This window comes from Maribacter forsetii DSM 18668 (genome assembly GCF_000744105.1).
Taxonomy (GTDB): Bacteria; Bacteroidota; Bacteroidia; order Flavobacteriales; family Flavobacteriaceae; genus Maribacter; species Maribacter forsetii.
On sequence record NZ_JQLH01000001.1, the window covers coordinates 3,489,431 to 3,513,869 of the forward strand.

At 33.5% G+C, this 24,439-nt stretch carries 27 protein-coding genes; 16 read left to right on the plus strand and 11 right to left on the minus strand.

What is annotated here, in order from left to right; translation table 11 throughout:
* Positions 1–118: 118 nt before the first annotated feature.
* Positions 119–787, minus strand: a complete 669-nt coding sequence (locus P177_RS14865; RefSeq protein ID WP_036155986.1) for a uracil-DNA glycosylase family protein — start codon at positions 785–787, stop codon at positions 119–121.
* A gap of 83 nt (positions 788–870) precedes the next feature.
* Between P177_RS14865 and P177_RS19855 the strand changes: the two genes are divergently transcribed.
* Entirely contained in the window at positions 871–999 is a 129-nt protein-coding gene (locus P177_RS19855; protein WP_084684706.1) for a 30S ribosomal protein THX, read from the plus strand.
* A 2-nt stretch (positions 1,000–1,001) separates the two neighbouring features.
* On the opposite strand, the gene P177_RS14870 is transcribed toward P177_RS19855, so the two are convergent.
* The 4 genes from P177_RS14870 to P177_RS14885 form a co-directional block, all read right to left on the minus strand.
* Complete coding sequence (locus tag P177_RS14870; RefSeq protein WP_157486580.1) at positions 1,002–1,367, minus strand: hypothetical protein; 366 nt, start codon at positions 1,365–1,367, stop codon at positions 1,002–1,004.
* Between the two features lie 47 nt (positions 1,368–1,414).
* A complete protein-coding gene (gene yaaA / locus P177_RS14875) occupies positions 1,415–2,176 on the minus strand; it encodes a peroxide stress protein YaaA (protein ID WP_036155990.1) in 762 nt (253 codons plus the stop codon).
* A 90-nt stretch (positions 2,177–2,266) separates the two neighbouring features.
* A complete protein-coding gene (locus P177_RS14880; protein ID WP_036155992.1) occupies positions 2,267–3,298 on the minus strand; it encodes an RluA family pseudouridine synthase in 1,032 nt (343 codons plus the stop codon).
* A complete protein-coding gene (locus P177_RS14885; RefSeq protein WP_036155994.1) occupies positions 3,299–3,889 on the minus strand; it encodes a PASTA domain-containing protein in 591 nt (196 codons plus the stop codon).
* A gap of 174 nt (positions 3,890–4,063) precedes the next feature.
* On the opposite strand from P177_RS14885, the gene P177_RS14890 reads away from it, so the two are divergent.
* The 6 genes from P177_RS14890 to P177_RS14915 all read left to right on the plus strand — a co-directional run bounded on the left by P177_RS14890 (position 4,064) and on the right by P177_RS14915 (position 11,758).
* Positions 4,064–5,038: a D-alanine--D-alanine ligase gene (locus P177_RS14890; protein WP_036155996.1), complete on the plus strand. Its 975-nt coding sequence runs from the start codon at positions 4,064–4,066 to the stop codon at positions 5,036–5,038.
* A 126-nt stretch (positions 5,039–5,164) separates the two neighbouring features.
* Positions 5,165–5,617, plus strand: coding sequence for a pantetheine-phosphate adenylyltransferase (coaD, locus tag P177_RS14895; RefSeq protein WP_036155997.1), 453 nt, complete (start codon positions 5,165–5,167; stop codon positions 5,615–5,617).
* Between the two features lie 123 nt (positions 5,618–5,740).
* Positions 5,741–7,588 (plus strand): PAS domain S-box protein, encoded by a 1,848-nt coding sequence (locus P177_RS19495; protein WP_051941863.1) that lies wholly within the window; start codon positions 5,741–5,743, stop codon positions 7,586–7,588.
* A 114-nt stretch (positions 7,589–7,702) separates the two neighbouring features.
* Positions 7,703–9,556 (plus strand): PAS domain S-box protein, encoded by a 1,854-nt coding sequence (locus P177_RS19500; protein ID WP_051941864.1) that lies wholly within the window; start codon positions 7,703–7,705, stop codon positions 9,554–9,556.
* Positions 9,543–9,947: a response regulator gene (locus P177_RS14910; protein ID WP_036155999.1), complete on the plus strand. Its 405-nt coding sequence runs from the start codon at positions 9,543–9,545 to the stop codon at positions 9,945–9,947. The genes P177_RS19500 and P177_RS14910 overlap by 14 nt, the downstream gene beginning before the upstream one ends.
* Positions 9,948–10,015: 68 nt before the next feature.
* Positions 10,016–11,758, plus strand: a complete 1,743-nt coding sequence (locus P177_RS14915) for a M14 family metallopeptidase (protein ID WP_036156001.1) — start codon at positions 10,016–10,018, stop codon at positions 11,756–11,758.
* 3 nt (positions 11,759–11,761) lie between these two features.
* Here P177_RS14915 and P177_RS14920 read toward each other — a convergent pair whose 3' ends face one another.
* Complete coding sequence (locus tag P177_RS14920; protein WP_036158568.1) at positions 11,762–12,352, minus strand: NUDIX hydrolase; 591 nt, start codon at positions 12,350–12,352, stop codon at positions 11,762–11,764.
* Positions 12,353–12,359: 7 nt separating this feature from the next.
* Here P177_RS14920 and pyrE point away from each other — a divergent pair, with 7 nt between their 5' ends.
* Positions 12,360–13,004 carry an orotate phosphoribosyltransferase gene (gene pyrE / locus P177_RS14925; protein WP_036156003.1) on the plus strand — a complete coding sequence of 215 codons (645 nt, stop codon included), beginning with the start codon at positions 12,360–12,362 and terminating at the stop codon, positions 13,002–13,004.
* Between the two features lie 2 nt (positions 13,005–13,006).
* Positions 13,007–13,399: a hypothetical protein gene (locus P177_RS14930; RefSeq protein ID WP_036156005.1), complete on the plus strand. Its 393-nt coding sequence runs from the start codon at positions 13,007–13,009 to the stop codon at positions 13,397–13,399.
* On the opposite strand, the gene P177_RS14935 is transcribed toward P177_RS14930, so the two are convergent.
* Positions 13,396–14,127: a biotin--[acetyl-CoA-carboxylase] ligase gene (locus P177_RS14935; protein WP_036156007.1), complete on the minus strand. Its 732-nt coding sequence runs from the start codon at positions 14,125–14,127 to the stop codon at positions 13,396–13,398. The two genes, P177_RS14930 and P177_RS14935, sit on opposite strands and share 4 nt — an antisense overlap.
* 93 nt (positions 14,128–14,220) lie before the next feature.
* Between P177_RS14935 and rsfS the strand changes: the two genes are divergently transcribed.
* The 7 genes from rsfS (at position 14,221) to P177_RS14970 (ending at position 19,525) form a co-directional block, all read left to right on the plus strand.
* The gene (rsfS, locus tag P177_RS14940) at positions 14,221–14,595 is read left to right on the plus strand and encodes a ribosome silencing factor (RefSeq protein WP_036156009.1); all 375 of its coding nucleotides are present in this window, start codon (positions 14,221–14,223) and stop codon (positions 14,593–14,595) included.
* A 12-nt stretch (positions 14,596–14,607) separates the two neighbouring features.
* Positions 14,608–16,611 (plus strand): ATP-dependent zinc metalloprotease FtsH, encoded by a 2,004-nt coding sequence (gene ftsH, locus P177_RS14945; RefSeq protein WP_036156011.1) that lies wholly within the window; start codon positions 14,608–14,610, stop codon positions 16,609–16,611.
* 41 nt (positions 16,612–16,652) lie between these two features.
* Positions 16,653–17,264 carry an LUD domain-containing protein gene (locus P177_RS14950; protein WP_036156013.1) on the plus strand — a complete coding sequence of 204 codons (612 nt, stop codon included), beginning with the start codon at positions 16,653–16,655 and terminating at the stop codon, positions 17,262–17,264.
* A gap of 1 nt (position 17,265) precedes the next feature.
* Positions 17,266–18,069: a phosphatidate cytidylyltransferase gene (locus P177_RS14955; RefSeq protein WP_036156014.1), complete on the plus strand. Its 804-nt coding sequence runs from the start codon at positions 17,266–17,268 to the stop codon at positions 18,067–18,069.
* Positions 18,059–18,742, plus strand: a complete 684-nt coding sequence (locus P177_RS14960) for a phosphatidylserine decarboxylase family protein (protein ID WP_036156016.1) — start codon at positions 18,059–18,061, stop codon at positions 18,740–18,742. The genes P177_RS14955 and P177_RS14960 overlap by 11 nt, the downstream gene beginning before the upstream one ends.
* A complete protein-coding gene (locus P177_RS14965; protein WP_036156018.1) occupies positions 18,723–18,980 on the plus strand; it encodes an acyl-CoA-binding protein in 258 nt (85 codons plus the stop codon). The genes P177_RS14960 and P177_RS14965 overlap by 20 nt, the downstream gene beginning before the upstream one ends.
* Before the next feature lie 74 nt (positions 18,981–19,054).
* Complete coding sequence (locus P177_RS14970; RefSeq protein ID WP_051941865.1) at positions 19,055–19,525, plus strand: hypothetical protein; 471 nt, start codon at positions 19,055–19,057, stop codon at positions 19,523–19,525.
* On the opposite strand, the gene P177_RS14975 is transcribed toward P177_RS14970, so the two are convergent.
* From P177_RS14975 to P177_RS14990, 4 genes are all read right to left on the minus strand, one after another.
* The gene (locus P177_RS14975; RefSeq protein ID WP_036156019.1) at positions 19,522–20,286 is read right to left on the minus strand and encodes a creatininase family protein; all 765 of its coding nucleotides are present in this window, start codon (positions 20,284–20,286) and stop codon (positions 19,522–19,524) included. The two genes, P177_RS14970 and P177_RS14975, sit on opposite strands and share 4 nt — an antisense overlap.
* A 93-nt stretch (positions 20,287–20,379) precedes the next feature.
* Positions 20,380–20,547 carry a lmo0937 family membrane protein gene (locus tag P177_RS20120; protein WP_027067903.1) on the minus strand — a complete coding sequence of 56 codons (168 nt, stop codon included), beginning with the start codon at positions 20,545–20,547 and terminating at the stop codon, positions 20,380–20,382.
* Between the two features lie 141 nt (positions 20,548–20,688).
* The gene (locus tag P177_RS14985) at positions 20,689–21,573 is read right to left on the minus strand and encodes a dienelactone hydrolase family protein (RefSeq protein WP_036156021.1); all 885 of its coding nucleotides are present in this window, start codon (positions 21,571–21,573) and stop codon (positions 20,689–20,691) included.
* Between the two features lie 128 nt (positions 21,574–21,701).
* A complete protein-coding gene (locus tag P177_RS14990; protein WP_036156023.1) occupies positions 21,702–24,332 on the minus strand; it encodes a valine--tRNA ligase in 2,631 nt (876 codons plus the stop codon).
* Positions 24,333–24,439 lie beyond the last annotated feature (107 nt).

The following is a 24,439-nucleotide window of genomic DNA, read 5'->3' on the forward strand; positions in this document are numbered from 1 at the left end:
TTACAGTGTAAATAAGTAATAAAATTTTTCATTTTCATATAGTGTTCTCGTAAAAGAGTCTTGTCTCAAAAGCAGGACTCTTTTTAGTTTGTAGAGATTAGGAAACTAAATCTTCTCCTTAAAAGTAACCTTGGTATTGAAGAACCCTAAAATCAACGGTATTGAACTTAGGATTTTCTTTTTTCATTCTCTTATAACTATCAAGACTTCCCACCGCTCTATTTGCGGCGCCAGAAGGAGCAATCAATGAGATTGTTCTAATTACTTTGTTCGTTACAGGATGCGTGAAGTTGTGATTTCTTGGAACATCATTAGTAACCCTGTTTAGCATCAACCCATGTTCTTTCAAATGTTTCCTAAAAAAATACTCAGGTCCATTTTTACTATTTCCTCCAGTAAAAAGTATTGTATGTACTTTCGGATACTTTTCTAAATATCCTAAAACATCTCTCAACTCAATATTTTGCATTCCAATATCTGATGCATCTATTTTTTCACGTTCAGCAGATGCTACAATATCACAAATACCTATTTGTCTTTCCCTTAAAAAATTTTTACGTTGGTCAATTGCCTCTTTAGAAGTCTCAAACTTTAGATTTAAATTGAATATTTTATCTAAAATTGGCCACAGCTGACCATCACGACTTCCATAGCAAAAATTGACATCACCCGCTTTTAAATCTCCAGTGGTAAAACGGGGCGGCGGTAATGTTCCTACAATTAACTTTTCAGTAAATTCATCTATAAAAGGTTCATATGGGTGAGTATGTTGAAATTTCTTTTGCATTAGTGTTTTATTCTCATGAGCCTATTTTACAGATAAATCTTCTCTAATTTACTAACTTAAACAGAAATCAAAGAAATAGAGAGATGGGAAAAGGAGACAAAAAATCAAAAAAAGGAAAAATATCCAATAGTTCTTATGGAGCAAGAAGACCACGTAAAATTAAAAAGAGACCTACGGTTGAAGAAAAAATAAAAATCAATAAAAAGAAGTAGCTCTAATCGTCTATTCTAAAGGTTAAGTCTACTTGATTCTCTTCATCTAAAGATATCTCGTACGTATAAAATCCTATTGGTAAAGTGTCTGTTGACATCTCTACAGGCACATAATTTAAGCTAGTAGAATCTGTTAGAATTGATAATGCCGTATACGCATACGCCCTTTCAAATTCCATATATTCTGAAAATTCACCTGCTTCAATATTCTCATAAACAGTGTCATTTTCAACTATACGCACTTCGCTAAAAAAAAGTTCTGTACTGTTTTGAACGCGAATATTGACCAAGTTAACTTCATCATCTCTATCTGTACAAGAGAACAGAAGTACAACGATAATTACTGAAAGTAAATAAACCCTATTCATAGACATATTATTATATACTCTATGAACGAAAAAGAGTAGATTATATTTTATCTAATAAAGACAGGTTGGTTTTCTTTTAAGGTATGTTCTTGACTAAATTGGTATTCGTCTAAATTAAACCCTTTAATATCGTTAAGGGTTTTAGCATTGGTATCAATAATATATCTAACCATAGCACCTCTTGCCTTCTTAGCAAAGAAACTTATGATCTTTAACTTATCATTCTTCCAATCTTTAAAAACCGGAGTAATAATTTCTGCTTTTATTTTTTTAGGTTTTAGTGCACTGTAGTATTCATTACTAGCCAAGTTTACCAAAAGTTCACCATCTACCATCTCATTGTTTAAATGATCTGTTAGCCTCTCTCCCCAATATTCATACAAGTTTTTCTTTCTCCCAATTTTTAAAGAAGTACCCATTTCTAGACGATATGGCTGCATTAAATCCAATGGTTTCAAAATACCGTACTGCCCAGATAAAATTCTAAGGGTTTGTTGCAACTTCTCCATTTTTTCTTCAGGTAACGTGTACGCTTCTAAACCTTGGTAAACATCTCCGCTAAAGGCATAAACCGCAGGCCTTGCGTTATTTGGTGTAAACGGTACTGTAAAATCTTGATTGCGTTGCCAGTTTAATTGCGCCAAATTATCTGAAATAGACATTAGTTCAGAAAGCGCTTTTGGTTTCTTTTTCTTTAAAACCTTATTCAGCTTTTCAGCATCTTCTATAAATTCTGGTGACGTATATGTTGTAGTTGGCAACTCACTTTCGTAATTCAATGACTTAGCCGGAGAAATAACAATTTTCATAGTGCAATTTTAGTACCCCAAAAATAAACAGGATAATTAGGAAGACCTACAAAAGACAAAAAAGAGTTTAAATAGTGGTATTGAAGAATCTTATTCTATACTATTTTTACTGTAACCCCTCCATTTTTCTATGGCACTGGTCATGTCTTTCGGCACTTCAGAATCAAAGCTCATATGCGCTCCTGTGACGGGATGAACAAAGCCTAATGTCTTGGCATGCAATGCTTGTCTTGGCAGTAATTTAAAAGTATTCTCTACAAATTGCTTGTACTTTGTAAAGGTTGTTCCTTTTAAAATCTTCTCTCCACCGTAACGTTCATCATTAAACAATGTATGCCCAATGTATTTCATATGCACACGAATTTGATGTGTTCTGCCGGTCTCTAATTTACAAGATACCAAGGTGACGTAACCTAATCTTTCCAATACCTTAAAATGGGTTACCGCTTCCTTACCTTCTTCCCCTTCTGGAAAAACATGCATTTGTAGGCGATTTTTAGGATTTCTACCCACATTACCAACTATTGTACCTTCATCTTCTTCAATATTACCCCAAACCAAAGCAACATATTCACGCTCAGAAGTCTTATCAAAAAATTGCTTTGCTAAATGTGTCATAGCCGCTTCTGTCTTTGCAACTACCAACAGACCAGAGGTATCTTTATCTATACGGTGTACCAAGCCCGGTCTTTCATTGCTGTTTGATGGTAAATTATCTGTATGATAAATTAATGCATTGATCAATGTACCAGAATAATTACCGTGCCCTGGGTGCACTACCATGCCCGCCGGTTTATTCACCACCATTAAAACATCGTCTTCATAAACGATGTCTAATGGAATATCTTCTGGAACCAATAAAAATTCGTGTGGCGGATGCTCAAATAACACCTTAACCTCATCACCTGCCTTAACCTTATAATTGGATTTTACGATTTTGTCATTGACCCAAACGTGACCATCTTTAGCCGATTGCTGTATTTTATTTCGTGTTGCATTTTCAATGAAATTCATTAAAAATTTGTCTACACGCAAAGGAACTTGACCTTTAGAAGCTACAACCTTATGATGCTCAAAAAGTTCTCCATCTTCATTTTCTGGTCGCTCAATATTATCCTCCATCTAATCTTCAGATTCCGCTTTAATTATTGCTCTTTCTGTAATACTACCATTACCACATACCAATTCTATCTTAGATGTTTTAGGTAGTTTGTCACCTGGCTTAATATCTTTTCCTTTATACTTTATACGATATACCATATCCTTACCCAATTCATCTACATAAGTTACACGTTGTACATCTAAACCTACGGCTTTCAACATTGAAGAAGCATTACGCTTGGTTACTTGAATAATTTTAGGAACGGTTACTTTTTTATATCCTGAAGGATTTACAGTGAAATATATTTTTCTATTCTCCTTAACTTTTGATCCCGCAGAAGGATTTTGTTCAATAATAGAGAACCTAGGGTAATCTGGATTGTAGTTTGCAGAGTCTAAAACTTCATATCGCAAGCCAGCTTCTTCAATTGATTTTCTCATATCCATAACAGATTTTTTAGAAAAATCCGGTACTTCTACAAACTCACCATGATTGGTGGTACTGTTTAGGTATCTTAATGTGACAAAAATCACTATAATCAATACCAACAACGCAAGACCAAGCTGAATTAAAAAAGTCTTACTTTTTAAAAAATTGAAAAAATTCCTCATACATATTATTTGACCCGACAAATATAGTAAATGCCCTCATACCATTTTACAGCATTGGTTTATAGTTCTTGGTATGATAAAAAATACTTCATATTTGTTGAATGCCGAATGTTTTCTTTTTTATTTTATTTCAATACTCCATCTTTGCTTTAACATTCTTATTAGACCATACACATGAAAAAAAATATTGCAATTATAATGGGCGGTTATTCTAGTGAATATAAAATATCGCTTAAAAGTGGAAATGTGGTCTATGATTACCTGAACAAAGGTAAATTCAATCTATATAGAATACATATTTCCAAAGACAAATGGGTATATGTAGATGATAAGGGCAATGAAACATCTGTAGACAGAAATGACTTCTCTATCCCTTTAAACGGCACATCAATAACATTTGATTGTGTTTTTAATGCCATTCATGGTTCGCCTGGTGAAGACGGACTCATGCAAGCTTATTTTGAATTATTAGGAATAAAACATACTTCTTGTAATTTCTACCAAGCTGCTTTAACCTTCAATAAAAGAGATCTGTTGAGCGTTTTAAAACCTTACGGAATTAAAGCAGCACCATCTTACTATCTTAACTTAGGCGACGAAATAAATGAAACCGAAATTATTGATAAGGTCAAGCTACCTTGTTTTGTAAAGGCCAATAAGTCTGGTAGTAGTTTTGGTATTACTAAAGTCTATAAATCAGAAGAGCTTAAAGCCGCTATTGAAACAGCCTATAAAGAAGATGATGAAATTATTATTGAAGGTTTTCTTGACGGCACAGAGGTTTCAGTCGGTGTATTAAAACTGAATGGAAAAACTACAGTTTTACCGATAACAGAAATAGTTTCTGAAAATGACTTTTTTGACTACCAAGCTAAATACGAAGGTAAATCTCAAGAAATTACACCTGCAAGAATAAACCCTGAACAATTGGAAAAGGTAACTATAGCAACAAAAAGAATTTATGACGTGCTAAAAATGACGGGGTTCTCTAGAAGTGAATTTATATTTATAGGCAATGAACCTTTCTTATTAGAAATGAACACTACACCAGGTTTAACTACTGAAAGCATTTTACCTCAACAAGCAAAAGAAGCTGGTATTGAATTAGGTATGTTATTTGAGTACGCCATTAATGAGGCATTGTCATAAATTGCCTATATTTAAGATGTAAATTACCTCTAAGCAAGCCCGCGAGGTATTGAACTAAAAACACAACTAATATTTCGACATAAATGTTGGATTATTTAATTCTCGATTATCGAGTAAAATATACTTATGAGACGCGCAATTTTTCCCGGTTCTTTTGATCCTTTAACTTTAGGTCACCATGATATAATTATGCGTGGTATCACTTTATTTGATGAAGTCATAATCGCTATCGGAAAAAATGCAGATAAAAAGTATATGTTTAGCCTAGAACAACGTATACAATTTATAGAAGAAGCTTTTAAAGATGTACCTTCTATATCTGTAAAATCATATGTAGGACTAACAGTGGATTTTTGTAAGAAAGTCGATGCAAATTTTATTTTAAGAGGATTACGAAATCCGGGTGATTTTGAGTTTGAGAAGGCAATTGCACACACAAACAGAAAACTATCTGAGATAGAAACCGTGTTTCTATTGACCTCATCGGGCAAATCTTACATTAGCTCCTCTATTGTAAGAGACGTAATACGCAATGGAGGCGATTATACAGGTTTAGTACCCAATTCTGTAAGAAAATAAGTGTCGTTCGTCGGCCAGACAACAAGAATTCCAATTTCAACCACAACTTTTCACAAAAACACAACAATTTACATGGGCAAACTGTAATTTTCCTATAAATTCGTAAGAAAATTCTTTCCACCAATGATTAGATCAAAAAATAGTTCATCGTTTTCTTTAGACTGGATCAAGCAAATTCCATCTTCTATTGTAATTATAGATACAGATTTTAAATTAATTAGTGCCTCACCAAGATGGGAGGCCAATTTTCAGTTAAATTTAGATCAAGTAGAAGGTAAACACTTTGTTGATTTATTTCCAGAACTAGCTCAAGAACTGAAAACTAGACTAAAATATAGTTTAGATGGGCTTCGGGATATCAAATTTAAGTATAACGCTAATGATTGCCAGTATTCATCAGAAGATTCTATTTGGCACCTAAACCCTTGGAAAGATGGTTATGGCAATATAATAGGTGTGATTATAAAAATTGAACCTATAACTAAAACTCAAGAATTAGAGCTAGAACTCAACAAGACCAAATTACTACTTAACAATAAAGCTTCAGTTGCCAAAATTGGAAGTTGGGAACTTGATGCTTTAAATAATTCTTTGCTTTGGACACCTATTGTAAATAAAATTCACGGCCTTCCCATAGATTTTGAACCCACTCTAGAAAATGCTATAGAATTTTATGTGGACGAATCTCAAAAATTAATACAAAAAGTTGTGGAAGACGCTATCAATCTAGGTAAGCCCTGGAACGTAAAAGCGCAGTTAAGACAAAAAAACGGGAACTTAATATGGGTAAATACCATTGGAAGACCTAAGTTTAAAGATGGTACTTGTACTAGAATAATAGGCACAATTCAACAAGTAGATGAAGATAATAAAATTGAGGTTAAAAAAACCATCCTTGAGGCTGAATTAAGTGAATATCCTTTATTTGAGAAAGTGCCTTTAGGTTTAGCCATTATTGATTTTGAAAATGGCAACTTTTTAAATGTAAATCAACAGTTCATAAAACTATCCGGTTTTGAAAAAGAATATTTTATCAATAAGAATTTCAAAGAATTTATTGGCAAATCTTTTCTAAATAAAGAAACCGACCTAGTTACGCAATTAAAAGAAAAAGAATCTTTTGAACCAGTAAAGTTTACATTTTCAAATAAATCTAACCACAGCTTAAATCTTAAGGTTACCGGTAGCTTAGTTAAAGGATTAAACAATAAAAAAAGTATCCTATGTACTATTGAAAATATTACCACCCAAACGAAATTAGAGAAGAAATTGAAAAATACCATAAGTGCCTCTAGAGAGAAAAACGATCAATTGCTAAATTTTGCACATATGGTCTCTCATAATTTAAAAACCCACGCAACAAACTTTTCGTTGTTATTAAATTTCTTAAACGATGAAAAAGGGTTATCTCAACGCAATAAGTACATGACAATGCTTTTCAATGCATCTGACAACTTATCGGAAACGATAAAAGGGTTAAGAGAAATAGTTGCCGTAAAATCTAATTTGAATAATGAAAAAAAATTACTTCCTTTAAATGAAAGTGTTTTTATTGTTGAACAAAATGTAGCCGGTCTGTTAAAACAGAATAATGGTAAAATTATCAACGAGATATCCGATGATATAAAAGTTAAGGCTTTACCCGCCTATTTAAATAGCATACTAACAAATTGCATTACAAATTCGATAAAATATAAATCTGATGATAAAGCTCCAATAATTATATTAAGTACTGAAGAGAACAAAAATTATACTATTTTATGTATTGAGGATAATGGTCTAGGTATTGATTTGGAAAAATATGGAGATCAATTATTCGGTCTTTATAAAACTTTTCACAGAAACAAAGAATCTCGTGGAATTGGCCTGTACATAACCAAAAATCAAATGGACGCAATGAATGGAAAAATTACCGTTGACAGTTCTCCTGGGCATGGCACTACTTTTAAATTTTATTTCAATAAAAAGTAAAAAGTCATTGATTATATAGTAAATTAAACCATTTACAACGATAATGATAATATTCACAACAAATTTTCCACAAAATATAGCAATCGCACTACATTCGTAAGAAATTACACCGGTATGATAAAAGTTCCCCAGATATCAAGTGCCTCGTACCTAATTAGACAATTGCCAACACCAACGGCTTTTATTGACACTAATTACAACATTGTTCAGACATCTGATAAATGGACGAGTATTTTTAATAAGAATGAAGAGCGTATTACCTCTAAAAGCTTATTTGCGGTTTTCCCTAACCTAAGCCATAAATGGAAAATGGTTTTAGATAATTGTTTTAAAGGAAACCCACAACCTATGGGTATTCATCAAACTATCGACTCTAATGGGCAAGAGCTATGGTTTGAATGGACAAATGCACCATGGTACGACACCAATGAAAATATAGTAGGGGCTATAATTCAATTAAGTAACATTACCGAAGCTGTAAACAATGAGCTAGAACTCAACAAGAAAGAGTTACTCTTGCAACAGCAAGCAGAAATTACCAAAATTGGAAGATGGGAATATAATATTGTAGACAACCAATTATTCTGGTGCTCCACCACAAAGTCTATTCATGAGGTTTCTCCAGATTTTCATCCAAATATTGAAACAGCTCTTTTCTATTATAAAGAAGGTCATAGTAGAAACACTATTTCAATGGCATTATTTGAAGCTCAAAACAAAGGTAAATCCTGGAGTAATCTAAAGCTGCAAATTATAACGGCCACAGGTAAAGAAAAATGGGTAATGGCCGGCGGAAAACCTATTTACAATAAAGGCGAAATGGTTGGTTTAATAGGTACATTTCAAGATATTCATGAGCAAGTAGAAGCGGATTTAAAGACTATTGACAATGAAAAATTACTTAGAACACTGATTGATAACCTACCCGTAAATGTTTATATAAAAGATACCGAATCTAGAAAGGTTTTAGTCAATAAAGCTGAATGTGAGTATTTAGGGATTAATGACCCAAAGGAAATTATAGGAAAAAGTGATTTTGAATTGTATTCATACGATGCCGCTAAAAAGTCTAGGAAAGAAGACTTAAAGGTAATGAACACGCTTAGACCTGTAATAGGGAAAGAGACTGTAAAAACCACTTTAGACGGTAAAGAAACCTCTTTTCTAAGTTCTAAAATACCTCTTTTAAACAATAAAGGTGAAGCATATGGTATTGTAGGAATCAGCTTAGATATATCAACATTAAAAGAAAAAGAAAAAGAGCTTAGAAATATTATAAACATTGCATCGGTTCAAAATAAAAAACTGTTGAACTTTGCACATATAGTTTCACATAACCTACGTTCTCACTCTGCTAATTTCTCCATGCTCTTAAACTTTTTGGAAAGCGAAGAAGATGAAGTTGAAAAGAAGAATATAGTTTCAATGCTAACTAAAGCTTCAAATAATCTATTAGAAACCTTAGATAATTTAAACGAGGTTGTTTCAATTAACACAAATACCAATATTGAAATCAAAGAAATAAACTTACATAACAAGGTTGTTGATGTATGCCAAAATCTATCTCCATTTATTTCTAACAACAAAAGTAAAATTGAAAATAATATTCCTGCGAGTTTCAACATAAAAGCAGTACCGGCATACTTAGATAGTATCATAACCAACTTTATTACCAATGCAGTTAAATACAGACATCCAGAAAGAGGCGGACATGTTATTCTAAGTGCCGAGAAAAAGGAGGGTTACTCCATTGTTTCCATAAAGGATAATGGGCTAGGTATCGACCTAAACAAATACGGTGAAAAACTTTTTGGCATGTATAAAACCTTTCATGACCACAAAGATGCAAGAGGCATTGGTCTGTACTTGACAAAAAACCAAATAGACGCTATGAACGGCAAAGTAGAAGTTAGTAGTGAAGTAGGAAAAGGAACAAAATTTAAAATTTTCTTTAATGAAAAAAATTAGTGACATCACTATAATTGACGACGATGCTATAACAGTATTTGGTTTACGTAAATTAATATCTTCAAGTGTTGAATGCAATTCAATACAATCATATGAAAACGGTAAAATTGCATTAGACGCAATAACTGATTTCTACACAAATAAAAAGGCAATTCCACAGGTTATATTTTTGGACATCAATATGCCCATAATGGACGGCTGGGAGTTTTTAGAGGCCTTTATTGAACTTCCAATAACCAACAAAATCAGAATTAACATTGTAACCTCTTCTATAGACCCCTATGACAAGAAACAATGGGAATATTATAAAAACAAAAGCCACCACTTAATCACTTTCAACCAAAAACCAATTGACAGAAATAAAATTACAGAAATTACCCAAGTAGCTTAAGTCAATAGAAGTATTGATTATTTTTACATTCAGTGAATGGAATTCATCACCATTAAAATTGTCTGTACATGAAAAATATATCAATCCTCATTTTAGCGTTCTTAATTTTCTCTTGCGAAAGTAAAGTTGAAAATACAAAGACAGATTTTCCTACTCCTTATGAAGTATCGAACAAAACAGAAACTGCCACCTATGAGGAGGTCATAGATTTTTACCTAAAATTATCAAAAGAATTTTCTTCAATCAACATACAAACCATTGGTACTACAGATAGCGGTAAACCGTTGCATATAGTTACTTTCAGCGACAAGGGCGATTTTGACTTTAAAAAGTTAAGCGAAAACAATACTATAATGTTAATCAACAATGGTATTCACCCCGGTGAAAGTGATGGCATTGACGCAACCATGTTATTATTTCGCGATTTGGCAAGTAATGAGATTGAAACTCCAAAAGAAACTATAATTGCCACTATACCAATTTATAACGTTGGTGGCGCACTAAATAGGAATAGTACCTCACGTGCAAACCAAAACGGACCTTTGGAATATGGATTTAGAGGTAATGCCAAAAACTACGATTTAAATAGAGATTTTATAAAAACGGACACCAAGAATGCAGAAACTTTTGCAGAAATCTTTCACCTCATAAATCCTGATGTTTTTATAGACAACCATGTAAGCAACGGTGCAGACTACCAATATACTCTTACACATTTATTTACACAACACAATAAATTGGGCGGTGAATTAGGTGAATATATTCATGGTTCATTAATGCCCCAATTACAAGATTCTTTATCCAAATCTAATTGGGATATTACACCTTATGTAAATGTCTTCAATAGTCCGCCAGAAAAAGGTTTTAAACAGTTCATGGATCACCCTAGATATTCTACAGGCTACACTACATTATTTAATACTGTTGGCATGATGGTAGAAACTCATATGCTAAAGCCATACGACATGCGTGTAGAAGGCACTTATGAACTCATGCGAAAAATGATTGCCATTGCCGAAAAAGACGGAAGTAAAATAAAATCTTTAAGAGATGCCGCATTCTTAAAAAACAACGCAAAAGAATATTACCCCATTGCCTATGAAGTTGACACTACAAATGTTAGCAAGTATATATTTAAGGGCTATAAGGCAGATACCATAATTAGTGAAGTTACAGATTTAAAAAGGTTAAAATACAACCGAGAAGTACCAATAGAAACCGAAGTAGCCTATCAAGATTATTTCATTGCCTCAGATTCTATTAAAATTCCTAAAGCATACGTGATAGGAAGACAGTGGGATAATATCATTGAAAAATTACATTTAAATAAGATAACCTATACCACTCTTCAAAAAGATTCAACCATATCTGTAGAATCTTATAAAATACATGAATACCAAACATATTCATCTCCTTATGAAGGCCACTACCCACACTATAATACTACTGTGACTACATCATATGAAACAAAAGAATTTCATGCAGGCGACATCATAGTACCTACAAATCAGCCTGGTTTTAGATATATTCTAGAAACTTTAGAGCCATCTGCAGTAGATTCATTTTTTAACTGGAATTTCTTTGATACCATTCTTCAACAAAAAGAGGGCTTCTCCCCTTATGTGTTTGAAGATACCGCCCTTAAAATGTTAGAAAACGACACTATTCTTAAAGCAAAATTTGAGGATAAAAAAATGCTTGATTCAGATTTCAACGAAAACTGGTACAAGCAATTAGATTGGCTTTTTAAGCAAAGTGATCTTTACGAAAAAGCACATTTACAATATCCGGTTTATAAGATAAAAAAGTAACTTTTAATCTTCTCCGAATAGTATTTTGATGTTTACGTATGAATTTTCCAGGGCCTTTTTAATTTTCTCTGGTCCTTTCCAGCGTACTTTAAAAATGCCTTCTTTTTTCTCTGGCTTTAATTTGCCATCAAAATCGGTACTCATATCATACCAATAAACCTGTTTAAGTTTATTGATTCCGTTACGCTTAAAGACATGATACGTTGTTCTAATATAATTATCTATAACAAGACCTCTAACACCAGTTTCTTCTTCTACCTCACGTATGGCACATTCCTCTATAGACTCACCCTTGTCCAATTTACCTTTAGGTAAATCCCATTTATCGTTTCTGTAGATAAAAAGTACTTTCCCCTCTTTATTTCTTACTACACCGCCACCGGCAATTACTAAGGGAATAACTTGAGTAAACTTTTTTAAAATTTCATCGTAATTAGGATGATAAATAAACGCTTCCCTCAATTTCCCCTTCCTCAATGAACTTATTGCCTCTTCTATTGATTCTTGATTTAATGAAAAATACTCCCCATTTGTTGTATCAGAGAGTTTATTTGTCAAAATCAAAGGCAATTCATTAACAAAAACTTTATACATTTGCGTCATGGTTTTAGACAAAAACACTGCAAAAAAAACAGCAGAGCTTCTCTTGCAAATTAATGCAATAAAATTGACACCGGAAAATCCTTTTACATGGGCTTCGGGTTGGAAATCTCCAATATACTGCGATAATAGAATTTTACTATCCTATCCTATCATCAGAAACTATATCCGCGATGAAATGGCAAAGCAAGTAGAACAACTTTATGGCAAGCCAGATTGTATTGTAGGTGTAGCTACAGGAGCAATAGGAATTGGGGCTTTAGTTGCTGACAAACTAAATTTACCTTTCGTATATGTAAGGCCTGAGCCTAAATCCCACGGTCGTCAAAATCAGATAGAAGGTCATTTAGAAGCGCACCAAACGGTTGTTGTTATAGAAGATTTAATTAGCACAGGAAAAAGCAGCTTAAATGCCGTAGACGCCCTAAGAGCTATTGACGCGAGCGTAAAGGGCATGTTGGCAATCTTTACTTACGGATTTGAAACCGCCACCAAAAATTTTGAAGAAAAAAATACAGAGCTACACACTTTAAGTAGCTACGAATATTTAATTGAACAAGCATCTGAAACGGGATACGTAAAAGAAGAGCAGTTGATTACATTAATGGAATGGAGGAAAGACCCTTCTAAATGGACAAATAAATAATTATGTTTATAGAAACACCTAAGGCAGAAATATCTAAAAATACAGAAGACACTTTTAACTTCTTAAATGACCTGCCTAATTTTAGATTGTTAATGCCTGAAAATATTGACAAATTTGAAGTTTTAAATGAGAATAGATTTCTTTTTGCTTTAAAAGGTATGCCAGAAATTGTTTTGGAAAAGAAAGAACAAACACCTTTCAGTCAAATTGTTTTGGGTGCCGCTAGTGAAAAACTACCTTTTACATTAACAGCAGATATCATAGAAATAGATGCGAATAAGAGTGAAGTTGTTCTAAGTTTTAAAGGTGAATTCAATGCTATGATGGCAATGATGATCAAAAAACCTATTACCAATTTCATCAATACATTATCAACGAATTTGGCAAAGGTCTAATACATTAGCTGTATTTCTTTTAACCCATATTCTTGAAGACCACCATCTTCATGTCTCACAATAAGTTTACCGCCAATAGAAACTTTTTCTATTGTGCCGGTAAATTGTGAACCATCTTGATTTTTAAAACTACTCCTATCTCCTATTTTAAATAAGTAAGAATGATATTGCGCATACAATTCTTGCTCTAAAGAATCTATTGGTTTGTTTAAATACAAATGCAACTGTTCTATTAGGGAATAAAAAACCGAATCAAGATTAAAATCTACATCCATAATATTTTTCAATGAAGATGCATTTGGTGCGTTTTTGAAAACTTCTTGATTCACATTTAAGCCAAATCCTATAATAGTTCGTTTAATTTTAGACCCGGACAAAATATTTTCTATCAATATACCCCCTATTTTAGAATTACCTGACAGAATGTCGTTAGGCCATTTAATGCTTAAATCAGGAATTCCTAAACGGTATAAAGCATCTACAATGGCAAGAGATACACAAACACTTACCAAAAAAACACGCTGTATTGGTATGTTAATATTATTTTTCAACATACTGAATGCTAAGTTTTTACCCGGTTCAGACTCCCATTTAGCACTCATTTGCCCCCTACCTAAAGTTTGATTACTTGTGGTAATCACAGTAAAATCATCAAGTTCTTTTTTAAATGACAGGTCCTTTAAATAGGTGTTTGTAGATTGCGTGGCATCAAGTTTGATTATTTGCATTTACTGTTCTTATTGTGAATCTTTAATGTATTGTTAAAAACTAGTCCTAAAAGAACAAAAAAATAATAACTTTGTAAAAACTAAAATTTTTGAATGCAGGAAAGTAAAACTAGCAAAGATGAGTTAATTGCATTAATAATTCAGGGAATTGACGAAGTAAAAGGTCACAATATCAACCTATTAGATTTAAGAGAAATTGAGAATACCGTTTGTGATTACTTCATAGTTTGTAACGGTACTTCAAATACGCATGTAAATGCTATAGTAGGTTCTATCCAAAAAACAGTAAGTAAAGCGATTCAAGATAAACCTTGGCACGTAGAAGGCGAGGACAATGCGGAATGGGTACTAATGGACTACGTAAATGTAGTTGTTCATATATTCCAAAAGCAAGTTCGAGAGTTTTATGACATAGAAGGTTTATGGGGAGATGCAAAATTCACAACCATAGAAAGTAGCGTAAACTAATAAAAAATTAAAATGGCAAAAGAAAACAAAACAAATCCGAAAAAACCAAAATTTAGTTCTTGGTGGATTTATGGATTAGTAGCAGTATTACTAATTGGATTTCAATTATTCAATAGTGATGATTTAGCTAGTACCCAAAAAACGACTACTTCAGAATTACAGCAGTATTTGCGAAATGGTGATGTTAAGAAGATTTTAATTATCACAAATACAAATCAAGCTAAAGTATTTTTAACCGATGAGGCTATTGCTAAAGAGGTACATAAAGATGTGAACGAGAAATCATTTCTACCATCTTCTGGTAATGTTCCTCAGTATACCTTAGATTACGGTGATCTTCAAATATTTCAGAATGAAATAACTGAAATCAAAAAAGAAAATAATTTAGATACTATTATTGAATTTGGTAAAGAGTCTACAGCCATTTTAGATTTCTTGTTATCTCTATTACCATTTGTATTGATTATTGGTATTTGGATATACTTAATGCGCAGAATGTCCGGCGGTGGCGGCGGTGGCGCAGGAGGTCAAATTTTCAATATTGGTAAGTCTAAAGCAAAATTATTTGACGAAAAGACAGATACTAGAACTTCCTTTAAAGATGTCGCTGGTTTAGAAGGTGCAAAAGAAGAAGTAGAAGAGATTGTTGAGTTTTTAAGAAATCCTGATAAGTATACCTCATTAGGTGGTAAAATACCTAAAGGAGCATTGCTTGTAGGACCTCCAGGAACAGGTAAGACCCTTTTAGCCAAAGCCGTTGCCGGTGAAGCTAAAGTGCCTTTCTTCTCGTTATCCGGTTCAGATTTCGTAGAAATGTTCGTAGGTGTTGGTGCATCTAGAGTACGTGATTTGTTCAAGCAAGCAAAAGACAAATCTCCAGCCATTATTTTTATTGATGAAATTGATGCCATTGGTAGAGCTAGAGGTAAAAATAACTTTACAGGTTCTAATGACGAACGTGAAAATACATTGAATCAATTATTAACTGAAATGGACGGTTTTGGTACAAATACAAATGTTATTGTACTTGCAGCAACCAACCGTGCAGATGTATTGGACAAAGCATTAATGCGTGCAGGTAGATTTGATAGACAAATTTATGTTGACCTACCGGATATTCGCGAGCGTAAAGAAATTTTTGAAGTTCACTTAAGACCTATTAAAACGGCAGAGACTCTTGATCTTGATTTCTTGGCTAGACAAACTCCTGGTTTCTCTGGTGCAGATATTGCAAATGTTTGTAACGAAGCGGCATTAATTGCAGCTAGAAACGAGAAAAAAGCGGTAACCAAGCAAGATTTCTTAGATGCTGTAGATAGAATTGTAGGTGGTCTTGAAAAGAAAAATAAAATTATTACTCCAGGTGAGAAAGAGACTATTGCCTATCACGAGGCTGGTCATGCAACCACTAGTTGGATGTTAGAACACGCTGCTCCTTTAGTGAAGGTTACTATTGTACCAAGAGGGCAATCATTAGGTGCTGCATGGTATTTACCTGAAGAGCGTTTAATTGTTAGACCTGAACAAATGTTGGACGAAATGTGTGCAACTATGGGTGGTAGAGCTGCAGAGAAAGTTATTTTCAATAAAATTTCTACCGGTGCTTTAAGTGATTTAGAAAAAGTCACCAAACAAGCAAGGGCAATGGTAACTATCTACGGTCTTAATGATGAAATAGGTAATATTACCTATTATGATTCTTCTGGCCAAGATTCTTATGGTTTCTCAAAACCTTATAGTGAGGACACCGCTCGTAAGATAGATGCTGAAATTTCTAAAATAATTGAAGAGCAGTATCAACGCGCTATCAAGGTTTTAACTGACAATAAGGATAAACTTACAACTTTAGCTGAAAGATTGTTGGAGAAAGAAGTTATCTTTAAGGAAGATTTAGAAAAAATCTTTGGTAAGCGAAATTTCGAAAAGGATATTTTAGCCTTGGAAAACGAAAAGAAACTGAAAGAAGAAGAGGACAACAAATCTACAGAAGAGCAAGAAATTACAGAGAATAAGTAATATTGCAATACTTTAGATCAGCAATTATTTCAACAACATAAATGGGGTTTTTAGATATTTTATTTGGTGGTGGCAAGAAGAAGGTTTCTAAGGAAACCGCGGAAACGCGCGGCGATCATATGCCTGATTTAAATATTCCTGTTGATGAAAAATTTACAATTCATTTTAAGCAGAACGGAGGTAAGTTCATTTATTGCGATTCTGACGCAGAAGTTTCAAAAGCAATTAGAAATATTGTTACAGAAAATAATTGGGAAAGTGAGCCTTTCTTTGTTCTCAATGAAAGGCTAGCCCAAAAATTTTCTAAGGAATCTATTACGTTTACTGATAATGCTCGCGACAGCGAAGTATTTTTTACCACTTGTGAGCATCTTATAGCCCAAAACGGCAGTATTCTGGTTTGTTCCAACCAACTATTAGAAAAAAAGGTAAACGAACTACCTAGCAATGTTGTGGTGTTTGCCACTACTAGCCAGTTAATAGAATCCATAGGAGAAGGTTTAAAGACCATCAAGAAAAAATACGGCCAAAGAATACCGGCCAATATAACTACATTAAAACACTTTAAAGCTACCGCAGAGAATTCAGATGATTTTCTAACTTATGGTAGTAGTACTAAAAATCTTTATCTTTTACTTCTGGAAGATTTATAGTATGAAAGAAATTCTAAGAAGGTCACTAACAGGGGCTGTGTACATAATCCTATTATTGTCAGCAGTCTTTTTAAGTTCTGATGCCTTTGATTTTTTATTTATGACCTTTGGACTTGCTTGTTTATACGAGTATAAAAAATTAGTACACTTAAAAGGCTATCATATTTTTGCAGCCTATTTAGCACTATGGTGGGCCTATATCTATTTAGTCAAAGACCAGCAGATCATTAATATTCTTATGGTTATTACCATAGCAATAGATATTTATCTATTATATAATCTATTTGCTAAAAAACCTTTAAAACTTAATACGACATTAAAATTCTTAATCGGTCTTTTTTACATAGGCGGAGGTTGTATTTTTCTGACAATGATACCTTATAAAAACGATGCGTTTGCCAAACTATTGATTATGGGTATTTTTATTTTAATATGGGTAAACGACTCATTTGCATACCTAGTAGGCAAAAGTATTGGCAGAACTAAACTTTTTCCTTCAGTTTCTCCTAAAAAAACCATTGAAGGTACTTTAGGAGGTTTTATATTTGCACTAGCGGCAGCTTATTTAATGGCTACTTTTGAAGCTCTTATAAGTCCTGTTCAATGGATGATTCTTGCAACGGTTATTGTAGTAGCCGGTAGCCTTGGTGATTTAATAGAATCTAAATTTAAAAGAGCTGCAGGTGTAAAGGATAGCGGAGCCATATTACCTGGCCATGGCGGTATGTTAGATCGATTGGACAGCCTGGTCTTTGCCGCACCATTTGCTTATTTAACTTTAAATATTTTCAGTTATGTTTCATAGAGAGGGACAAAAAATAATATTGTTTTCTTTTTTGATTATAGGTTCAAGTATAATCTTGGCCCACTACTTTATTGACATAGCATGGCTAAAATTAGCTATACAAATTCTTGGTCTAGTTTTACTTATTATAATTTTGCAATTCTTTAGAAATCCAAAGAGATTGGCAAGAAAGGATTTCAATGAAATTCTTTCTCCTGTAGATGGGAAAGTTGTAGTTATAGAAGAAGTTTTAGAGAAAGAATATTTTAATGAGAAAAGAAGACAGGTTTCTATTTTTATGTCACCGGTCAATGTTCACGTAACTAGATATCCCGCTAGTGGTTTAATTACTTTTTCCAAATACCACCCTGGTAAATTTTTAGTTGCCTGGCACCCAAAATCAAGTGAAGAAAATGAAAGAACCACTGTAGTTATAAAAACCCCTAAGTTTGGCGAAATCCTATACAGACAAATAGCTGGTGCACTTGCTAGACGAATTGTAAATTATGCCGAAAAAGGAGAAAGCGTACAACAGGGAGACGATGCAGGATTTATAAAATTTGGTTCTAGAGTCGATTTGTTTTTACCTTTAGATTGCCAAATTAATGTAAAGCTAAACCAAAAGGTTAAAGGTAATGAGACTTGTATAGCTACTTTTGTTGACCCAAACGAAAATGAAGAAATTACGTATTGAATTTGAGGAGACCGTTGCCTTGGTCAATAACTATACTGAACCAATACCGGCAGATATACTTTTAAAACTATATGCTTACTATAAGATTGCAAATGCCAATTTTGACAATCCTGGCAGTAAAACTCCATTAATTAATGCTTTTAAAGCAAATGCACTAATTCAGGCAAAGAATATGAGCAAGAAAAAAGCCATGCAGTCTTATATTGATTTAGCCAACAAAGAATTAAATACTGATTAACCATTATCTTGGTGTTTAGTAAATGCTGCCTATATATGGTCTAAAATAATCATTAAACAAATGTCTTCCATTCGATGAAAAGATTAGAAAAATTAAAGTCCAATATTCTTCGAAACTCTATTGGAGTTGTTTATCTAATTTTTGGATGTATTAAATTTATACCACATTTGAGTCCGGCTGAAGATTTAGCCAAAGACACTATTGGTATACTAACATTAGGATTTCTACCTTCTCAATTAGGGTTACTATTATTAGCAGTAGGCGAAACATTGATAGGCATCTTTCTTCTACTTAATTGGAAACCTAGAATTATTATCAGTATTGCTATAATTCATATTCTATTCACATTTACACCTCTATTTTTAATGCCAGAGGAGATTTTTGGAAAAGGTGAATTGGTTTTTACTTTAGCAGGGCAATACATATTTAAAAATATAATTATTCTAAGTGCCCTTTTTTCTTTAAAAATTGATTTGGATATTCACCTAAAACGAGCAGCCATAAAAGAATCTACAGCAGAACATTTAATTGTTGTAAAAAATTAAATATAAAGATCTTCCAAATCAGCGTCGCAAAGTGAGCAAAATAAATCATCTAACTTTGCACACACATCATTAAAAAAACGCTCTCCTTTATCTGTAGTAGCAAACTCCGGATTACCTATACCCGTATCACTACTAACCTTTGACCACTGCCTTTCTGCCCAAGCCCAACCTTCATTATAAGCCTTTATCCTAAACTTTTTAGCACTACCACTACCCCATTTCTCCTTTGACAATACTAAATCAGGTCTTAAATAAAGCATTAAACTCGTTTCCATTTCATCGGCATGATCACCCTCTTCCTTAAAATATTTAGATTTATCGAACATGGGTGGAAAGAAACAAAAACTGATAAACATGTCTGGGAACAATAATCCTAATTCCCTTATAATCGGTTTAAAATTATTACCTCCGTGACCATTGAACAGCAATAATTTCTTTATGCCTTGCCTATTTAGTACGGTTACCAAATCCTTTAAAATAACCAATTGAGTAGACGGATTCAAATTCATATCTAAATATATGTCACTCTGACCTGTATTAACACCAAAAGGTATAGTAGGCAAAACCATTACCTTTCTTCCTTTCTCCCAAGAGACACCAGCAGCAGACTCAGCCATACTTTGTACTTGATAATTATCCGTACCATAGGGTAAATGATAATTATGAGCTTCTGTGGCTCCCCATGGCAAAATTGCCAATTCTATTTTTTCATCTTTTAAATGTTCCCAATTGGTTTCGGCAAGTACATAAGGTCTAATCATAGTACTAAAGATACTATTTAAGCATAAAAAAACCCTTGACATTAATCAAGGGTTCATATATTTTTTTGATAAAATTGGTTTGTAAAATTGAAATTACAAGACCTTTTTACCTGAAATGATATTGTAAAGAATAACGATAACCGCTATTACTAATAAAATGTGAACTAAACTACCGGTTGCAAGACCTGGTACTATACCTAACATTCCCAATAACCATATAATTATACAAATAACTGCTACTAACCATAATAGACTTCTCATAATGTGTGTGTTTTTAGATTGTTTATACTACAAAATTAAAGGGATTAGCCGTGTTAGCTTAACTCAAACAAATTGATTACTAGCTCTATATCAGAAACTTCACCAGTTCAATCACACCTACAAGTCCTTAAAACCAGTGCTTTATACTAATTTTTTTTTGAAAAAATCCATGGTACGTGACCAAGCTAATTCTGCCGCTGGTTCATCATACCTAGGTGTAGACGTATTATGAAAGCCATGATTTACATTGTCATAGAAATAAGCAACATTCTCTTTACCTAATTCATTCAATGCTTTTTCATATGCTGGCCAACCCGCATTCACGCGTTCATCCAATCCGGCATACTGTAACATTAATGGTGCATTAATGTTTTCAATACCCTCTGTTGGTTGTCCTCCATAAAAAGGTACTGCAGCAGATAAATCCGATACTTTTACTGCCATCATATTAGAAATCCATCCACCGAAACAAAAACCTACTACACCGATTTTACCATTGCAATCTTCATGATTTTTCAAATACTCGAATGCCGCTATAAAATCTTCAAGCATTTCATTTCTATCTCTTTTACGTTGCATAGCGCGACCTTCATCGTCATTACCAGGGTAACCACCTAACGGACTCAATGCGTCTGGTGCAATAGTTATAAAACCAGCCAAAGCTGCTCTTCTCGCTGTATCTTCAACATAGGGGTTCAATCCTCTATTTTCATGAACCACTACGATACCTGGCAATTTGCCTTCTGCCGATTTTGGTTTGGATAATAATGCATTGATTTCACCACCTCCTTTATGAGAATTATAAGTAATGAAACCCGAATCCAAATCTGGATTGTTTTTATCAACCAAAAAAGTATTCTCATAATCTGGCATTAGAAAACTCATTAACGATGGCACTGTGAGACCACCTACGGCGTACATGGACAGTTTCTGTACAAAGTCTCTACGTTCTAGTTTATTATGGGCATAGGCATCATACAAATCAAATACCTCTTGCTTAATATCTTCTTTTTTTAGTGGTTTCATTTTCTTAGCTTTTTTGTTCTATTTAAAAATACGAAAACATCATGACTACCTAAATACTTTTAACAATAGAAAAAGCCTCATTCCTAATTGTTTAGGAATGAGGCTTTCGTAATTTACGGAATGAAATGTTAGCCTAAACTAGCTAAACTTTTTTCCAATGTTTCTATTTTAGCTTCGGCATCAGCCAATTTTTTGCGTTCTATAGCTATGACCTTTTCAGGAGCATTATTTACAAATCGTTCATTAGAAAGTTTCTTTTGAACTGATGTTAAAAAGCCTTTAGTATATTTTAGCTCTTCATTGATCTTAATGATTTCTGCCTCTATATCAATAGCACCTTCCATAGGCACAAAATACTCGTTACTCTTTACCCTAAAAGTCAATGCACCTTCTAACTGTTCATCTAAATAACTGATTTCAGATACATTGGTAAGTTTGGAAATTACCACATCCCAACGGTTACTTGCATTTTCAGAATTTAGAACTGATAGCTCCAATGATTCTTTCATTGGAATATTCTTATTCTTTCTTATAGTTCTAACACCGGATATTACCTCAGCAGCAAAATCGAACTGAGCTATTAACTCTTCATCAATTTTACCAACGGCTGGCCATTTTGATATGACCAAAGCTTCAGTTTCATCTCTTTTTGCAATATGTTGCCAAACTTCTTCGGTCAAAAATGGCATAAAAGGATGCAACAATTTAAGGTTCTGCTCAAACAACTCTATTACCTTATCAAAAGTAGTTCTATCAATAGGCTGTTGATATGCAGGCTTAATAATCTCCAATAAAGAAGAACTATAATCATCCCAAACCAACTTATATATTGACATTAAAGCATCTGAAATACGGAACTTGCTAAAATGATCTTCAATCTCTAATAATGTCTTATTCAACTTTGACTCATACCACTCTAAACCAAGTTTTGAAGCCTCTGGTTGAGGAATATCTGCAATTTCCCATCCTTTCACCAATCTGAAACCGTTCCAAATTTTATTAGCAAAGTTTTTTCCTTGCTGACAAAGATCTTCATCAAACATTAAATCATTACCTGCAGCTGAACTTAACAAAAGACCTACACGAACTCCGTCAGCTCCATAATCCTCTATTAATTTTAAAGCATCTGGTGAATTACCCAATGACTTTGACATTTTTCTTCGTTGCTTATCTCTTACCAATCCGGTGAAATAAACATTTTCAAAAGGCTTCTCTCCTCTAAACTCATACCCTGCAACAATCATTCTAGCTACCCAGAAAAATAGAATATCCGGTCCGGTTACTAAATCGTTTGTTGGGTAGTAATAGTTTATCTCTTCATTATCTGGCTCCATAATACCGCCAAATACACTCATTGGCCATAACCACGATGAAAACCACGTATCTAAAACATCGGCATCTTGTCTTAAGTCACTTTCTTTTAAATCTGAATTACCTGATTTATCTTTTGCAAGTTTTAATGCATCTGCTATGTTAGCCGCTACAACAAAATCTTCTTGTCCGTCACCAAAATAAAATGCTGGTATTTGTTGTCCCCACCATAGTTGTCTAGAAATATTCCAATCACGAACATTTTCCATCCAATGACGGTATGTGTTTTCAAATTTCTTTGGATGCAACTTTACATCGCCACTCTCCATCACCGCTTCTAAAGCAGGTTTTGCCAAATCTTCCATTTTCAGGAACCATTGATCAGATAATTTAGGTTCAATAACAGCCTTGGTTCTTTCTGAAGTACCTACTTTATTAATATGGGTCTCAGTCTTAACCAGAATACCTAAATCTTCTAATTCTTTAGAAATCTCTTTTCTTACTACGAAACGATCTTTACCTTCATAATGCAATCCAAAACTATTTAAGGTTGCATTATCATTAAAAATATCGATAGTTTCTAGGTTATGTTTTTCTCCTAATGCTTTATCGTTGATATCATGTGCAGGCGTTACTTTTAAACACCCTGTACCAAATTCCACATCTACATATTCATCTTCTATAATAGGAATTACTCTATTACAGATAGGAACAATTACTTTTTTACCTTTTAGATGTGTAAAACGCTCATCGTTCGGATTAATGCAAATTGCGGTATCTCCTAATATAGTTTCCGGTCTTGTGGTTGCAATGGTTACTTTCTCATCTGACCCTTCTATGGCATAAGACAAATAATATAAAAGACCTTGTTTTTCTTCATAGATAACTTCTTCATCAGACAAGGTTGTTTGTGCTTCAGGATCCCAATTCACCATTCTATACCCACGGTATATTAGCCCTTTGTTATAGAGATCAATAAAAACCTTAATAACACTATCATAACGCTCTTGATCCATGGTGAACGCAGTACGGTCCCAATCACAAGAACAACCCAGTTTTTTCAACTGTTCTAAAATGATTCCGCCATATTCATTTGTCCAATCCCACGCATGTTTTAAAAACTCATCTCTGGTAAGATCGTTTTTATTGATGCCTTGCTCTTTTAATTTCGCAACTACCTTTGCCTCGGTTGCAATAGAGGCATGATCCGTTCCCGGTACCCAACATGCATTTTTTCCTAAAAGACGGGCTCTTCTTATGAGTACATCTTGTATTGTATTGTTCAACATATGCCCCATATGCAAAATACCAGTTACGTTTGGTGGTGGTATAACGATACTATATGGTTCTCTTTCATCTGGTTCTGAGTGAAAGTAGCCGTTTTTCATCCAGTAATCATACCATTGTGATTCTGTGGCCTGCGGATTATATTTTGAAGGAATTTCCATTTTTTGGAACAGTTTTTGAATAATAATAAACTGGGTTATTAAAAATTAAAGCCGAACTGACATTCTAACGGTCATTTCAGCTAAATTTCACCCAAAGATAAATACGA

What these genes read in the sequence shown, in the direction of transcription:
- P177_RS19500 (WP_051941864.1), top strand. Translation starts at nt 7,703, where the DNA reads ATGATAAAAGTTCCCCAGATATCAAGTGCCTCGTACCTAATTAGACAA.
- P177_RS14920 (WP_036158568.1), bottom strand. Translation starts at nt 12,352, where the DNA reads ATGTATAAAGTTTTTGTTAATGAATTGCCTTTGATTTTGACAAATAAA.
- P177_RS14990 (WP_036156023.1), bottom strand. Translation starts at nt 24,332, where the DNA reads ATGGAAATTCCTTCAAAATATAATCCGCAGGCCACAGAATCACAATGG.
- P177_RS14955 (WP_036156014.1), top strand. Translation starts at nt 17,266, where the DNA reads ATGAAAGAAATTCTAAGAAGGTCACTAACAGGGGCTGTGTACATAATC.
- P177_RS14950 (WP_036156013.1), top strand. Translation starts at nt 16,653, where the DNA reads ATGGGGTTTTTAGATATTTTATTTGGTGGTGGCAAGAAGAAGGTTTCT.
- P177_RS14885 (WP_036155994.1), bottom strand. Translation starts at nt 3,889, where the DNA reads ATGAGGAATTTTTTCAATTTTTTAAAAAGTAAGACTTTTTTAATTCAG.
- P177_RS14910 (WP_036155999.1), top strand. Translation starts at nt 9,543, where the DNA reads ATGAAAAAAATTAGTGACATCACTATAATTGACGACGATGCTATAACA.
- yaaA (WP_036155990.1), bottom strand. Translation starts at nt 2,176, where the DNA reads ATGAAAATTGTTATTTCTCCGGCTAAGTCATTGAATTACGAAAGTGAG.
- P177_RS14970 (WP_051941865.1), top strand. Translation starts at nt 19,055, where the DNA reads ATGAAAAGATTAGAAAAATTAAAGTCCAATATTCTTCGAAACTCTATT.
- P177_RS19495 (WP_051941863.1), top strand. Translation starts at nt 5,741, where the DNA reads ATGATTAGATCAAAAAATAGTTCATCGTTTTCTTTAGACTGGATCAAG.
- P177_RS14915 (WP_036156001.1), top strand. Translation starts at nt 10,016, where the DNA reads ATGAAAAATATATCAATCCTCATTTTAGCGTTCTTAATTTTCTCTTGC.
- coaD (WP_036155997.1), top strand. Translation starts at nt 5,165, where the DNA reads ATGAGACGCGCAATTTTTCCCGGTTCTTTTGATCCTTTAACTTTAGGT.
- P177_RS14965 (WP_036156018.1), top strand. Translation starts at nt 18,723, where the DNA reads ATGAAGAAATTACGTATTGAATTTGAGGAGACCGTTGCCTTGGTCAAT.
- rsfS (WP_036156009.1), top strand. Translation starts at nt 14,221, where the DNA reads ATGCAGGAAAGTAAAACTAGCAAAGATGAGTTAATTGCATTAATAATT.
- P177_RS19855 (WP_084684706.1), top strand. Translation starts at nt 871, where the DNA reads ATGGGAAAAGGAGACAAAAAATCAAAAAAAGGAAAAATATCCAATAGT.
- ftsH (WP_036156011.1), top strand. Translation starts at nt 14,608, where the DNA reads ATGGCAAAAGAAAACAAAACAAATCCGAAAAAACCAAAATTTAGTTCT.
- P177_RS20120 (WP_027067903.1), bottom strand. Translation starts at nt 20,547, where the DNA reads ATGAGAAGTCTATTATGGTTAGTAGCAGTTATTTGTATAATTATATGG.
- P177_RS14870 (WP_157486580.1), bottom strand. Translation starts at nt 1,367, where the DNA reads ATGAATAGGGTTTATTTACTTTCAGTAATTATCGTTGTACTTCTGTTC.
- P177_RS14890 (WP_036155996.1), top strand. Translation starts at nt 4,064, where the DNA reads ATGAAAAAAAATATTGCAATTATAATGGGCGGTTATTCTAGTGAATAT.
- P177_RS14985 (WP_036156021.1), bottom strand. Translation starts at nt 21,573, where the DNA reads ATGAAACCACTAAAAAAAGAAGATATTAAGCAAGAGGTATTTGATTTG.
- P177_RS14935 (WP_036156007.1), bottom strand. Translation starts at nt 14,127, where the DNA reads ATGCAAATAATCAAACTTGATGCCACGCAATCTACAAACACCTATTTA.
- P177_RS14975 (WP_036156019.1), bottom strand. Translation starts at nt 20,286, where the DNA reads ATGATTAGACCTTATGTACTTGCCGAAACCAATTGGGAACATTTAAAA.
- P177_RS14880 (WP_036155992.1), bottom strand. Translation starts at nt 3,298, where the DNA reads ATGGAGGATAATATTGAGCGACCAGAAAATGAAGATGGAGAACTTTTT.
- P177_RS14865 (WP_036155986.1), bottom strand. Translation starts at nt 787, where the DNA reads ATGCAAAAGAAATTTCAACATACTCACCCATATGAACCTTTTATAGAT.
- pyrE (WP_036156003.1), top strand. Translation starts at nt 12,360, where the DNA reads ATGGTTTTAGACAAAAACACTGCAAAAAAAACAGCAGAGCTTCTCTTG.
- P177_RS14960 (WP_036156016.1), top strand. Translation starts at nt 18,059, where the DNA reads ATGTTTCATAGAGAGGGACAAAAAATAATATTGTTTTCTTTTTTGATT.
- P177_RS14930 (WP_036156005.1), top strand. Translation starts at nt 13,007, where the DNA reads ATGTTTATAGAAACACCTAAGGCAGAAATATCTAAAAATACAGAAGAC.